Origin of the sequence: Exiguobacterium acetylicum, from assembly GCF_019890935.1 — a bacterium.
GTDB lineage: Bacteria > Bacillota > Bacilli > Exiguobacteriales > Exiguobacteriaceae > Exiguobacterium_A > Exiguobacterium_A abrahamii.
Genome location: NZ_CP082333.1, coordinates 3,156,396 through 3,170,334, shown reverse-complemented (window position 1 = coordinate 3,170,334; position 13,939 = coordinate 3,156,396). Strand labels below are relative to the sequence as shown.

At 47.8% G+C, this 13,939-nt stretch carries 12 protein-coding genes and 1 riboswitch; of the genes, 6 read left to right on the top strand and 6 right to left on the bottom strand.

All coding sequences use genetic code 11. From position 1 onward, the window contains the following. Nucleotides 1-53: 53 nt before the first annotated feature. Nucleotides 54-1,661, bottom strand: a complete 1,608-nt coding sequence (locus K7G97_RS16310) for an FMN-binding glutamate synthase family protein (protein WP_223041072.1) — start codon at nucleotides 1,659-1,661, stop codon at nucleotides 54-56. A gap of 142 nt (nucleotides 1,662-1,803) precedes the next feature. Between K7G97_RS16310 and K7G97_RS16305 the strand changes: the two genes are divergently transcribed. Together K7G97_RS16305 and K7G97_RS16300 are read left to right on the top strand one after the other, a co-directional pair. Continuing rightward, nucleotides 1,804-2,298: an LURP-one-related/scramblase family protein gene (locus tag K7G97_RS16305; protein WP_047394907.1), complete on the top strand. Its 495-nt coding sequence runs from the start codon at nucleotides 1,804-1,806 to the stop codon at nucleotides 2,296-2,298. A gap of 18 nt (nucleotides 2,299-2,316) precedes the next feature. After that, nucleotides 2,317-2,838, top strand: a complete 522-nt coding sequence (locus tag K7G97_RS16300) for an NUDIX hydrolase (protein WP_223041071.1) — start codon at nucleotides 2,317-2,319, stop codon at nucleotides 2,836-2,838. 41 nt (nucleotides 2,839-2,879) lie between these two features. On the opposite strand, the gene K7G97_RS16295 is transcribed toward K7G97_RS16300, so the two are convergent. Beyond that, on the bottom strand, nucleotides 2,880-4,103 hold the full coding sequence (locus K7G97_RS16295; RefSeq protein ID WP_223041070.1) for an MFS transporter: 1,224 nt from the start codon (nucleotides 4,101-4,103) through the stop codon (nucleotides 2,880-2,882). A 221-nt stretch (nucleotides 4,104-4,324) separates the two neighbouring features. On the opposite strand from K7G97_RS16295, the gene K7G97_RS16290 reads away from it, so the two are divergent. After that, nucleotides 4,325-5,299 (top strand): PD-(D/E)XK nuclease family protein, encoded by a 975-nt coding sequence (locus K7G97_RS16290; protein WP_223041069.1) that lies wholly within the window; start codon nucleotides 4,325-4,327, stop codon nucleotides 5,297-5,299. Here K7G97_RS16290 and K7G97_RS16285 read toward each other — a convergent pair. After that, complete coding sequence (locus K7G97_RS16285; protein ID WP_223041068.1) at nucleotides 5,291-5,830, bottom strand: histidine phosphatase family protein; 540 nt, start codon at nucleotides 5,828-5,830, stop codon at nucleotides 5,291-5,293. The two genes, K7G97_RS16290 and K7G97_RS16285, sit on opposite strands and share 9 nt — an antisense overlap. 209 nt (nucleotides 5,831-6,039) lie before the next feature. Further along, nucleotides 6,040-6,117: riboswitch (glycine riboswitch) on the top strand. A 160-nt stretch (nucleotides 6,118-6,277) separates the two neighbouring features. Between K7G97_RS16285 and K7G97_RS16280 the strand changes: the two genes are divergently transcribed. Further along, entirely contained in the window at nucleotides 6,278-7,645 is a 1,368-nt protein-coding gene (locus K7G97_RS16280) for an amino acid permease (protein ID WP_223041067.1), read from the top strand. A gap of 40 nt (nucleotides 7,646-7,685) precedes the next feature. Here the strand turns inward: K7G97_RS16280 and K7G97_RS16275 are convergent, their stop codons facing one another. Then, a complete protein-coding gene (locus K7G97_RS16275; RefSeq protein WP_223041066.1) occupies nucleotides 7,686-9,215 on the bottom strand; it encodes a cryptochrome/photolyase family protein in 1,530 nt (509 codons plus the stop codon). A gap of 244 nt (nucleotides 9,216-9,459) precedes the next feature. Between K7G97_RS16275 and K7G97_RS16270 the strand changes: the two genes are divergently transcribed. After that, on the top strand, nucleotides 9,460-10,953 hold the full coding sequence (locus K7G97_RS16270) for a malate:quinone oxidoreductase (RefSeq protein WP_223041065.1): 1,494 nt from the start codon (nucleotides 9,460-9,462) through the stop codon (nucleotides 10,951-10,953). A gap of 44 nt (nucleotides 10,954-10,997) precedes the next feature. Here K7G97_RS16270 and K7G97_RS16265 read toward each other — a convergent pair whose 3' ends face one another. Continuing rightward, entirely contained in the window at nucleotides 10,998-11,540 is a 543-nt protein-coding gene (locus K7G97_RS16265) for an ECF transporter S component (RefSeq protein ID WP_223041064.1), read from the bottom strand. Nucleotides 11,541-11,790: 250 nt separating this feature from the next. Here K7G97_RS16265 and K7G97_RS16260 point away from each other — a divergent pair, with 250 nt between their 5' ends. Next, on the top strand, nucleotides 11,791-12,360 hold the full coding sequence (locus K7G97_RS16260) for a hypothetical protein (RefSeq protein WP_223041063.1): 570 nt from the start codon (nucleotides 11,791-11,793) through the stop codon (nucleotides 12,358-12,360). Between the two features lie 43 nt (nucleotides 12,361-12,403). On the opposite strand, the gene ahpF is transcribed toward K7G97_RS16260, so the two are convergent. Beyond that, the gene (gene ahpF / locus K7G97_RS16255) at nucleotides 12,404-13,933 is read right to left on the bottom strand and encodes an alkyl hydroperoxide reductase subunit F (RefSeq protein ID WP_050678558.1); all 1,530 of its coding nucleotides are present in this window, start codon (nucleotides 13,931-13,933) and stop codon (nucleotides 12,404-12,406) included. Nucleotides 13,934-13,939 lie beyond the last annotated feature (6 nt).

The window sequence follows — 13,939 nt, the reverse complement described above, 5'->3', positions numbered from 1 at the left end:
TCAACTATACACTTTAAGCGCTCTGGCTAAAAAGTGCAAGTGAGTGCTATTCGTTACCGTGAGGAAAGAGAGCGATCCATCATATGCCGTGCCATCCAGTCCGGTCCCGGAATCAGATGTCCGGCTCCATCCTTATAGATAACGTGTTCGGGTCGAAGTTCCGTCGGCGAGACGAGTCCTGCTGCCGCCGTCAGGTTATAAAGACCTTCTCGTAACGAAATAATGTAGTTCGTCACGCGGAAACTTTTTTCGTCGACAATCAGCGCTTTTTGCAGCTTCGGGTCGGTCGTCGCGACACCGACCGGACAGTGATTCGTGTGACAGACTTGCGCTTGGATACAGCCGACATTAAACATCAGACCACGTGCGATATTGACGAAGTCGGCACCGAGGGCGAGAGCGATCGCAATCTTATCGGCACTGATCAGCTTACCGGATGCAAACACTTTGACCTTGTTGCGTAAACCAGCTTCCGTCAGGAGTTGGTGGACGAACGGTAAGGCGGAAAAGAGTGGTAGACCGGCAGCATCTGCGAGTTCTTGGAACGTCGCGCCTGTTCCTCCTTCACCTCCGTCGACCGTCATGAAGTCCGGATGACGTCCGGATTCTTTCATATAAGCAATCAACTGCCGCATGTCTTCAAGATTACCGACGACGACTTTGATTCCGACCGGTTTTCCGCCAATCTCACGTAGACGTTCGACCCAGTCGAGCATCGTCTCTGGTGTCGTGAATTCGTTGAAGCGGTTCGGACTATCGATGCCGACACCGACTTTGACCTTCCGGACAGCGGCAATCTCTTCTGTGACCTTTGATCCTTCGAGGTGACCACCGCGTGTCTTAGCCCCTTGGGCGAGCTTGAGTTCGAAGGCTTTGACTTGCGGTAACTCACTTTTTTTCTGGAACTCATCGAACGAAAAATCACCGTCTTCCGTTCGGACACCGAACAGACCGGGACCGATCTGACAGATGATGTCGACGTCACCTTTAAGATGAAAGTCAGACAGCCCGCCTTCCCCGGTATTCATCCAGCTCCCTTTAGCGCGACCGAGCCCAATCGAGAGCGCAGTGATCGCCCGGTCACCGAGTGCGCCAAAACTCATCGCCGATTGACCGATCAGTCCTTGGATTTGATAAGGGTGTCGACAGGTCGTCGCGCCAATGACCGGTGCATCCTCCATTTTCAAGAGATACGGTGAAATTTGCTTCTCAACGAGATGTTCCTTACGTGTAAATAGTTCGTCACGGTCGATTTGATAGATGTGCGTATCCACACGTTCGGATTGATCGATCCGTAATTCCTGACGATTCGTTGGAAAGAGGGCGTTTTGTACATAAAACCCAGCTTCTTCAAAATCACGTTCTGATCCAAAACCGAGAATCCGACTTTGATATTTGCCGGATAGGACGGCCGTCTTGTATTCATTACGGGAGAAGGGTTTCCCTTCGTTATTGTTGAGAAATAAGTATTGGCGGAGTTCCGGGCCCATGTTCTCGAGGATATAGCGCATCTTTCCAAGGACAGGGAAGTTTCGCAGGACCGCGTGTTCTTGCTGACGACGATCAGCGCGCCAGACGTGCCAAAAGAGAAGCGGTGGGACAAGGATGATCAACAGGGCGATGGCGAGTAAAATGAAGAGAACAATCGTATTGATAGACATCAAAATTCCTTCTTTCCCGTAGATTCGTGGTATGTAAGTTGATACCACTGAAAGTTCGGACACAAACGAGAATTTCCAGATATTGAATCTTTTCCGTCGATGATCGCGTAAATGAACTTATACATTAAAGGAGGAGACCGGTATGCATACACTCTATATGAAAGAAAAAGCGTTCAGTTTACGTGGACGATTCTCGATTCAAGACGAGGCAGGGCACGACGCCTATCACATCGAGGGTAGTTTTATGAAACTCCCGAAGTCATTCAGCGTGACGAACCGAGATGGAGAGGAAGTCGCGGAAATCACGAAGAAGACGTTCAGTTTCCGACCGGTCTTTTATGTCGAAGCAGCAGGACAATCGTTTGAAATCATTAAAGAGTTCACGTTCTTCAAGGACCGCTATACGATCAATTCGGATCAATTCGAAGTGACGGGCGACTGGTGGGATGTTGATTTTGAGGTCTTACAACAAGGGCAACGGATTGGTCGCGTGCAGAAGAAATGGATCTCTTGGACCGATCAGTACATCATTGAAGTTGAAGATGAAGCGATGGAAGAATTGTTGATCGCCCTCGTCGTCGCAATTGATTGCGTCAAGGCGGAGGAAAGTTCGAACTCTACATCTTTCATTGATTAAAAAGGAGCAGGATTTAGAATGGAACAGTGGGACGTATACACAGCAGATCGTAAGAAAACAGGACGGCTCTGGACACGGGGGACGCCACATACAGCCGGCGATTATCACATGACGATTCATGTCTGTGTCTTTAACGCGAAAGGAGAGATGCTCGTCCAACAGCGGCAACCGTTCAAATCTGGTTGGCCGAACATGTGGGATGTGACGGTCGGAGGCAGTGCAATCAGCGGGGATACGAGTCAGATGGCAGCGCAACGGGAACTGTCGGAAGAGCTTGGACTCGATATCGATTTCACAGGCATCCGTCCCCATCTGACGATTCCGTTTGAAATCGGTTTTGATGATTATTATCTCGTCGAGCAGGAAGTGGATTTGACGACGCTGACGTTGCAGGAAGAAGAAGTCCAGCGCGTCGCTTGGATGACAGAAGAAGCGATCGTCAACGGGATCGAAGAAGGATGGTTCATCGGGTACCATGAATCATTGATTCGACTGTTGTTTGCCCTTCGCCATAGTTACGGCGCGCATAACGAAGCATAAAAATAAGCCCTTCCGGTGATTCGGAAGGGCTTATTGCTTGATTAAGCGGATTTTCGTAATGAATCCGTCCGTTTTGGTTTTGTTTCTGGTAAGAAGAACGTGAAGAACAGATACACGGAACAGCACAGGAAGAAGACGATCATCGAGACCGTATATCCCGCATGTCCGAGTGCGTAACTCCAAATGATCGTAAAGATCGTCTGTGTCGCATAAGCGATCGCCCAGAAGAGACCGAATAAGACGGTGATCTTTTGCGGTGTCATGCCTTTTCGTTCGTGTGCCAAGTTCATGAAGATCGGGTACTGGATGTACATCGCAAATCCGGAAACGAACGCAAAGACATACGAAACGAGTGGCGAGATGTTTCCGAACAAGACCGTGACAAGGAAACTCGCGATCATGACCGTCCCGCTGATCAACAGAATCGGTTTACGAGGTGTTCCCTTGTTACCGATCCGCAGACCGACGAACGTACCGACGATTCCGGCACCTGAGACCAACAGGTTGACGAGCGAACCGTTCAACTGTGTATACGTATCGAACACAGGTTTCAAGCCGACGAGCGATAAGATATAGAGCGTCAAGAAACCGCCGAAGGCAACCGCATATTTCCAGAGGAACGGATCGCGGACAGCATCTCCGTAACCGTAAGGCGTTTCGTCCGCGTCCGTAGCATCGTTCAACTCGAACGATTCACTACCGATCCACCATGCGAAGAAGAGAATCGCTGTCAGACTCGCGAAGATCGTTAACGTCAGTTTCCAGTCACTGACGAATTGATCAGCGAACAAGGTGAACAAGAGTGACACGACGAATGCACCGACGTTATAGGAGACAGTATTGAAAGCGTTGATGCGTAATTTTTCAGCCGGGTCCTGGACGTAACGTGTCACGACCGGGTTCATGTAGACGATGACCATTGAACCACCGAGTCCCATGACCATGCGAGCGACCGTATACGCCCAGTAGTTCGGCAGGTAGATGGCAACGATCGACATCATCAGGAAGAATAGTGCGAGTAACGGAGCTTTTTTCGGACCGAGCTTCATCAAGATGAGCGCAGCGAGAATGTTGGCGAAGACACGTGCCGTCGTGATCGAATAGTTGACGAGTTGTGAGATGAGAGGGTCAACGGTCTGATTGCCGAAGAAATGCGCCGTGATTTGTGGCGTCAACGATGAACCCGCGACCCAGTTCATGGCGAAGGTCGCATAGGCGAACCAGAGGACGATCATCATGAAATAGCCTTTTTTTGTGGTAGACATAAAAATCCCTTCTTTTCTGAAGTTCCGCTTCATACATGAATCGAAAACTACTTAACTTTGTTATCAATTCGTTTAATATAAAGCCGTTCCGAAGGGAAGTAAAATAGATAGTTCTTATGAAATCTATAAGCAAATTGAATGAGTAGAGTTCATTATTATTCTTCAAATGAATAATAAAAGGAAATTAAATGGTTATAATTGTAATAAAAGGAGGTATTCATTTGAAACCTAATATTTTTGATTATGCCACAAGTGAGCTATCACAAGATGCTTTTCTATGTTGGTTATTGAAGTGGGCGGAAGAAGGAGCACGAAGTCACGATCCGCAACTCCATACGATTGCGAATGTATTTGTTAAAGAAGTTTTTGATCTTCATAACTGTCAGTTAAACGAATCGATTCAAAGTGTGTGTATTAAAAGACAGTTCAATAGCCTAGATATATTAGCGATTATCAATGAGAAATATGCCATTATGATTGAGGATAAAGTATTTACGAGTCATCATTCAAATCAATTAAATCGATATTTGCAAATGGTCGAAAATCACTCTAAAACCAAGCATTTAAAACCGTTACCGATTTATTACAAAATCGTAGAACAAGGTGACTACTCCGACGTGATAGGAGCAGGATATAAAATATTTACGCGAACGAAGATGATCGAAGTACTGAGCGGCCTTCATACTTCGACGACCAATGATATTTTGAACGATTATCTTAAGTATCTCAAGCAGATCGACACCTCGATCGAATCTTATAAATCACTACCAATCACCGAATGGAATTTTTTCTCTTGGCAAGGATTCTATAGAGACCTGCAAAAAGAATTGAAGAACGGAAAATGGGAACGCGTTGCAAATGCACGTGGAGGATTTTGGGCATTCTGGTGGAAAGGAAACGATAGTCAACCGCACTATTGGCAGTTAGAAGAATCAGTGTTAAAAGCAAAGGTAGAAGCTGCTGATAGTCAAGATAAAAGAGAGTATCGGGATCAGTGCATGCAAGCATTATTGGAGTATTCTCAAAAAAATGAGTTGAATTTAAGTCGACCAAAAAGTGTTCGTAGCGGAAAAACGATGACGATTGCACAACGTCTTAATTACATACAAGTCTTTGATGATCAAACAATTAATTTTGAACAAACCGTATTAGAGTTGAAGCGTTGTACAAATTTTAGTCAGGCTCCGTTAGTGTAGATCGATTGGTTGAAAAGATATTACATCATCTACCTGTGTCACCTTAAAAATATCCGGATTCTTCAGCTGTAAACTTTCTTCGAATCCGAACGTAGAGTCAATCGAATGCAGATATAAAGATAACAGATTCCCGTGCGTCACGAGAATGGCTCCGTCATGCTGTTGCAACGCTTCTTCAACGACACGCGTGATGCGCTTAGTTGCTATCCGGCTAGATTCACCACCAGGACACGTATAGTCTGGATCGATGAACGTTCGACGAAGATGATCCTGCCAATCGTCAAGTGGAACGGCACTTAACCGTCGTTCTTTTAAGTCCTCTTCTTGTGCAACGGGTAGTTTCAGAGCAGTCGCAAGTGGTTGAATCGAGCCGAGCGCTCGGCGATACGGACTCGAAATAAGATGTGTGATCGGAAGCTCAAATAACTGCGTACACAGTCGTTGCGCCTGTTCTTTTCCGCGAGGTGTTAACGGGGCATCGGGTGCTTGACCAGTCGTTTCACAGTGGCGAATCAAGTAAATCGTCGACATGAATGTTTCATCCTTTCGTGATCAAGTGGTGCTGTATGATTTCTGGAAAAGATGGTAAAGTCCTTTTCATAGATTGAAAAATCATTTTGAAAAAGGCGTTGACAAACGCTGTCGAGATTACTAGAATTAGAAACAATTCATCGATGCAGCGACGCATCGGATAATCAAATAAAGAGAAAGCTATGATTGTCATGGGTCACACTATGGCAGGAGCAGCTTCTGGAGAGACCGTGTCGACACGGCGCCGAAGGGTTCACAATCTCAGGCAAACGGACAGAAGAGTAATCACATGCAGCGACGGGCATTCATAGAATGTCGTAGTGGCGTGTATGGATTATTCCTTTGATTTTGTTGAGATTGGACATTCGTCCAGTCTCTTTTTTTCTTTTTCAGGACCGACAGAACGGTCTGAAGCGTAGAGAAACCATCACAAGGAGGAGTTCAGGTTTGGAACAGCAAGGATTAAAGCGGGATTTATCGAATCGTCATGTACAGTTGATTGCTATTGGTGGAACGATCGGAACGGGTTTGTTTTTAGGATCAGGTAAAGCGATCCAACTCGCCGGCCCATCGATCATTTTTGCCTACTTACTCGTCGGGATCGCGATCTTCTTCGTCATGCGTGCACTTGGGGAATTGTTATTGTCAAAAGCAGGTTATCAGTCACTCACGGATATCGCAGAAGATTATCTCGGACCACGTGCCGCATTCGTGACCGGTTGGACGTACTGGTTCTGTTGGATTATGACAGCGATGGCGGACATCATTGCCGTCGGTGTGTACGTCAAGTATTGGTTTGATATCCCGCAATGGATTCCAGCCGTTCTTGCTCTCTTGATTTTACTTGGTTTTAACTTATTAACGGTTAAATTGTTCGGTGAACTCGAATTTTGGTTCGCCTTGATCAAGGTCGTGACGATCCTTGCCTTGATTGGTGTCGGGATCGTCCTGCTCGCGATCGGTTTTAAAACAGACGCTGGTCCCGTGACAGTGTCGAACCTCTGGTCACATGACGGATGGATGCCAAACGGAATTACTGGATTCCTGCTATCGTTCCAAATGGTCGTCTTTGCCTATGTCGGCGTTGAGCTCGTTGGGGTATCAGCAGCGGAGACAGCGGATCCGAAGAAGAACATCCCGTCCGCGATTAATAAGATTCCACTTCGGATCTTATTCTTCTATGTCGGTGCCTTACTCGTCCTCTTGATGATCAACCCATGGACAGGATTAAGTGCGACAGAAAGTCCGTTCGTCAAGACATTCAGTCTGATCGGGATTCCACTCGCAGCAGGAATCATCAACTTCGTCGTACTGACATCTGCTGCTTCTGCATGTAACAGCGGAATGTTCTCGACGAGCCGGATTCTGTATAACCTGGGAAATCAACAGCAAGCGTCGAACAAGTTCTCGAAGTTGAACAAAAATCACGTTCCAGCAAACGCCTTGTTTGTCTCGACGATTGTCGTCTCAGTCGGTGCCTTGCTCAGTAAACTGTTACCAGGACAAGCATTCAGTATCGTCACGACGATCAGTGCGATCTGCTTCATCTGGGTCTGGGGTGTCATCCTCGTCTGTCATCTCCGGTACAAGAAACAAAATCCGGAATTACATGCGGCGTCGACATTCAAAGCACCATTGACACCACTCGTCAATTACCTTGTGCTCGGATTGTTTGCAGTCATTCTCATCGTCATGCTGTTTGCTGACGATACACGTCCAGCCTTATTGCTGACACCGGTCTGGTTCCTCGGACTATTCGGACTGTATCATCTCCGGAAAAAGAAACAACAAGCAGCTAATCAAAAAAGTGCGTAAGCCAAAACAAGCCGGTCGGATCTAATCCGACCGGCTTGTTTCATGGTGTATCGAAAGCACCATCCTGTAGTTGTTCCCGAAGTGCTTTAGCTTTCTTTCGAATATCGCGTTTGCTGTCCGCATCGCGCTTTCCCCATTGCCGATACATCATCGACATCCGCTGATTATCAGCGAAGCGTTTTTCATGCCGGTCGATGAAATCCCAGTACAAGGCGTTAAACGGACAAGCATCCTCTCCGAGCATGTCCTTTTGATGGAACGGACATCCCTTGCAATAATCACTCATCTTATTAATGTAGTTCGCCGAAGCGATGTACGGTTTGGTCGATAACGTCCCTCCGTCGGCATGAAGCGCCATCCCAAGGACGTTCGGTAAGACGACCCAGTCGTAGGCATCGATGTACATCTCGTTGAACCAATCTGCCGTCTGTTGCGGCGAGATCGCAAACAGATTAGCGAAGTTCCCGAGCACCATCAAGCGCTGGATATGGTGATTATGGGCATGCTCGACGACAGGACGTAACGATTCAGCGACACAGTTCATGTTCGTCTTCCCGGTCCAGAAAAAGTCCGGTAGATCCGCTTCATGCCGTAGCGCATTGACGGAAGCATAGTCTGGCATCTCGGCTAGGTAGACGGCACGCATGTACTCGCGCCAGCCGAGGATTTGTCGAATAAAACCTTCGACCGCATTGAGCGGAGCATCTTGATCTTCGAGGGCGGCTTCAACTTGACGAATGACCTCTTCCGGTGTCAGCAAGCCGAGATTGATTGCTGCTGATAAGAGCGAATGCGATAACGTATCTTCACCGGTCAGCATGGCGTCTTGATACGTTCCGAACGTCTCAAGTCGTTCTTCGATGAAACGATGAAGAGCCCGCGTCGCTTCCTTGCGCGTGACCGGCCAATGGAAGGAATCAAGTGCTCCCGGATGATCAGAGAAATCACGCTCAACCTTGTCGATGACGTCCTTTGTGATGCGATCGGGACGAAACTGAATTGGATCCGGAAACGTCGTCCCGGACTTCGCCGGTTTCCGGTTCTCGGCGTCAAACGACCACTTTCCACCAATCGGTTTGGAGCCGTTCATGAGAACGTTTCGTTCCTTGCGCAGTTTGCGATAAAAACGGTCCATCTTGTAGGGCTTGTCGCCGATTGCTTCGACCGCTTCTTCCTGTGTCAGTAAAAATAACGGTACGTCGGAACAGACCTCGACCTTGATTTTCTTCGGTAAAGCGTCTTGCCACTTGTGCATCGCCTTTCGCATCGGTTCGTCCGTGATCGCCGTATAGAATACATGATCCGGATCATGATCTTTCCGGTGCGCCTTGAATGCCTGATCAAACGAATCGGCTTCCCGGTAATCGACGGTGAAGCCTTTTTCGCGCAGTTCTTCCGCAAAATGTCGCATCGCTGAGAAGACGAGGACAAGTTTTTGTTTATGGTACGTCTTCCACTTGGAGCGTGAGGTCGCTTCGACCATCAGGATGACGTCGTCTTGTTTGTTTGCTTCCTTCAATAAAGGGAGATCGTGATTCAATTGATTGCCGAATATCCAGCGTGTCGCCATGAGTGTTCCTCCTTTTACTTTCGTTATATGATTACCGTTTTTCGTCAAAGTCATGCCTGATTGTATGCCGGCTGACGAAAATCTTCTTACCGGAATCGTCGCTTTTACACATTTCTGAATGTAAAAGAAGTTCCTTTCTGTGCAAGCTATGATAGGGTTATAATGGAAAGGTAAGTTGTCGTCATGAGGGGGAAGTTTTTCATGACAGGTAGTCCATAATATCAACGGGGATAGGAAGGATATCATGAGCAGTATGCCTAAAAAAACAGACGTTATTTTAATTGGTGCCGGAGTCATGAGCGCGACGTTAGGGGTCTTATTAAAAGAACTCGCGCCTGAGATCAACATCAAGGTATTCGAGAAACTCGCGAGTGCCGGGGAAGAGAGCTCGAACGAGTGGAACAATGCAGGAACAGGTCACGCCGCACTATGCGAACTGAACTATACGACGGAAAATGCCGATGGTTCGATCGATATCAGTAAAGCGGTCAAAGTAAACGAACAGTTCCAACTGTCACGTCAATTCTGGTCGCATCTCGTCAAGGAAGGTGTCTTGCCGAATCCGAAAGAATTCATCATGCCGATTCCACATATGAGTATGGTCGAAGGAACAGAAAACGTCGAATTCCTGAAAAAACGATTGGAAGCGCTATCAGCGAATCCGTTGTTTGCAGGAATGGAATATTCAGAAGATCCAGCGAAATTAGCCGAGTGGATTCCACTCATCATGAACGGTCGGACGTCACCAGAGCCGATCGCTGCGACAAAAATCGATTCAGGAACGGACGTCAACTTTGGTGCGTTGACACGAATCCTGTTTGAATATCTCGCCCAGCACGATGTAGCGATCAACTATCAGCATGGTGTCGAGGATTTGAAGCGTGTTGACGGGGGTTGGGAAGTCAAAGTGAAGAATGAGCGCGATCACCGGATCGAGCATCATACGGCGCAGTTCGTCTTCATCGGAGGTGGCGGCGGTAGTCTACCGTTGCTCCAAAAAACAGGCATCGAGGAATCGAAGCAGATTGGTGGTTTCCCGGTCAGTGGTTTATTCCTCGTCTGTAAAAATCCTGAAATCATCGAACAGCACCATGCGAAAGTCTACGGAAAAGCGAAAGTCGGAGCACCGCCGATGTCAGTACCACACTTGGATACACGATACATCGATGGGAAGAAATCACTTCTCTTCGGACCGTTTGCTGGCTTCTCACCGAAGTTCCTTAAGACAGGATCAAATCTTGATTTGATCGCGTCCGTCAAACCGAACAACGTCTTGACGATGCTTGCTGCGGGAGCTAAAGAGATGGGATTGACGAAGTATCTGATCGAACAAGTCCTCTTGTCGACGGAACAACGGATGAACGAATTACGAGAGTTCATCCCGAATGCGAAGACAGAAGACTGGGATGTCGTCGTCGCTGGTCAACGTGTCCAAGTCATCAAGGATACACCACAAGGAAAAGGGACACTCCAGTTCGGAACAGAGGTCGTTAGTGCAGCCGACGGATCTGTCGCTGCCTTACTCGGAGCATCTCCAGGTGCTTCAACAGCGGTACCGGTCATGCTCGAAGTACTCGCGAAATGTTTCCCGTCCGAATTACCGGTGTGGGAAGCAAAAATCAAGGAGATGATTCCGTCTTACGGGATCTCACTCGTTGAACATCCGGAGCTGTTCGAACAGATCCATGCCGAAACAGCAAAAACGCTTGAGCTTGAACAAGGTCAACCGATTCGCTAAACGAAAACCGTCCGACTCCAGGAGGAGCCGGACGGCTTTTTGATTTAGCGGAAGTTACGGAAGAAACGTGTTTTCTTCAGTGCAATCCCGACTGGAATCGCAACGAGGATGCCGATGACGTTTTGTGTGATGTTTCCTGGAATTGAAGTGGCTGGTGCGACCCAGTTACTGAACATAATCCCTTCATGCACGAAGTAGACGAGTAGCATGACAGGAACGGAAGCAATCATCCCGATCAAGTTGAACGTGACATTCGTTCCGTTACGACCACCTGACCACGCGATGTAACCAACGATCAATCCTTGAAGTCCACGTGCGATGATCGTACCAGGTGCCCAAATCGCATAGCCCGTTAGAAGATCGAATAACCCCATTCCAACAGCACCGGCAATCAATGCTGTCCGTGGACCGAATAAAATCGCGATGAGAAAGAGCATCGCTGTTCCCATATGAATGAGACCACCGTTTAGTGCGATTGGTAATTGAATCTTGATTAACAATGTTGCGATAAGAACAAGTGCGATCGACATCGCAGTGACGACAAGCTGGCGGGTACGAGTTCTAGAATACGGTGCTGCTTTTTGCATGTGGCTAACCTTCTTTATGATAGATTTTAAGATAGCTTTAATCTATCAGATGCCTGGACTAGTCAAAAGTGTCAACTTTGAATTATTTATAGGGGTCAGTTTTGAATACAAATCTTTATCTATTCTTAATTCCAGAAACGTACGATCTATTGATACAGTCCTGAATGAAAAAATCCATAAAACGGTTGTCGTTTTCGAATCTATTCCTCGTTATTTTCGTACAATGAACAGCGAAAGGGAGGGGAAGTCAGTGAAATATCAGATCGCGACAGCTGTTTTTTTATTCGCTTCATTGTCACCAGTCACATCGGAGGCAAAGAATCAGACGACACAACACGAACATTATTACGCAGCATATGAAAAAATCGTGCAAGAATTGAATCGGACACATGAAAATGCGGACATCACGTTGCTTGCAGCAAATCAATTCGCAGACGAGGACTGGGTTTCGCCGGAACGTTTTCAGGAACGAGTAGTCAAACGGTTAAAGCCGTTGCATGTTCAACTGAGTATTTATGGAGATGGTCAACGAGCACTTGAACGAACACAAGGTGGAAAAGAAGTTCGGATCACGGGAAATTTCGAAACGGAACTTTTGGAGCGAAGTGAGCGACAATGGTTCTCTGATGTCTTTTCGATGACGTCTCAGGGTATCAATGATGGCATTTGGACACAGAAAGGATTCGATGGTACCCGAATCGATGCAGGACAAACGATGGTCGTAACGGTCAGTGGTACATACGCGAAGCAAGGCATCTTAACAAAGCACCACATCACAAAAGAGTTTCATTGTTCATCCGTTGGTGAAATCTACTATTGAAATAGAAAAAGAGCGAAACTCGTTTGAGTTTCGCTCTTTTCGTTTAATTCCGGATCAAGTGATCGAAAGCACCGAGTGCAGCTGTTGCACCAGATCCCATCGAGATGATGATCTGTTTATACGCGCTATCCGTGCAGTCTCCTGCTGCGAAAACGCCTGGTACGTTCGTTGCGCCGTGGCGATCGACTTGGACTTCACCGAACTTGTTACGGTTCACTGTTTCACCGAGCCAGTCCGTGTTCGGTACGAGACCGATCTGGACGAAGACACCTTCGAGCTCAACGTGACGCTCGACGTTCGTTTCGCGCTCGATGTACGTGATACCGTTCACTTTGTCCGTTCCTGTGATTTCCTTCGTCTGTGCGTTGACGACGACCGTGACGTTCGGAAGAGAAGCGAGGCGTTCTTGAAGAACAGCATCCGCTTTTAGTTCCGGTGCGAATTCAAGGACCGTGACATGCTTGACGATTCCCGCGAGATCGATGGCTGCTTCGATCCCTGAGTTTCCGCCACCGATGACTGCGACACGTTTTCCTTCGAACAACGGACCATCACAGTGTGGGCAGTAGGCAACGCCTTTGTTCTTGAATTCGAGTTCGCCTGGGACACCAACGTTACGCCAGCGTGCACCTGTTGAAAGGATCAAACTCTTCGTTTTCAAGACAGCACCATTCTCAAGCTCGAGCTCGAGGAGGTCCTTCTTCTCAAGACGAGTTGCCCGTTGCAGGTTCATGACATCGATGCCATACTCCTTGACGTGCTCCTCAAGACTTGCGACAAGTTTTGGTCCTTCCGTGTACTTCATGCTGATGAAGTTTTCGATGCTCATCGTATCCATGACTTGTCCACCGAAGCGCTCTGCGACGATACCTGTCCGGATGCCTTTACGGGCTGCATAGATGGCAGCACTCGATCCAGCTGGACCACCACCGACGACGAGGACATCGTATGGATCTTTATCAGCGAAATCAGAAGCATCGGCACCTGTACCAAGCTTCGCCAAGATTTCTTCGAGTGACATCCGTCCGTTACCGAATGCTTCGCCATTGACGAAGACCGTCGGAACAGCCATGATCTCTTTTTGTTCGACTTCTTCCTTAAATGCCGCGCCATCAATCATCGTGTGACTGATGTTCGGGTTGAGGACGCTCATGACGTTCAATGCTTGTACGACATCCGGGCAGTTGTGGCAGCTCAAGCTGATGTACGACTCGAAGTGGTACGTTTCTTGAATGCCTTGAATCTGCTTGATGACGTCCGCATCGACCTTCGGTGCTCGACCGCTGACTTGTAGCAGAGCGAGAACGAGGGACGTGAACTCATGACCGAGTGGAATTCCCGCGAACGTGATGCCGCTTGTCTCACCGACACGGTTGACTGTGAAACTTGGTGTCCGGGGAAGGCTTGCCTGCTCGACGGAGATGCGTGGTGTCATGCTTGCGATCTCTTCGACGAGTGCGCTCATCTCAAGCGAGACGGCGTCTGTCCCAGCGCTAACCGCTAGGACGAGATCGCCTTCGAGAAGCTCGAGGTATTGCGCGAGTTGTGCTTTAATGTCTGGTGCTAAAGCCATCGCGAA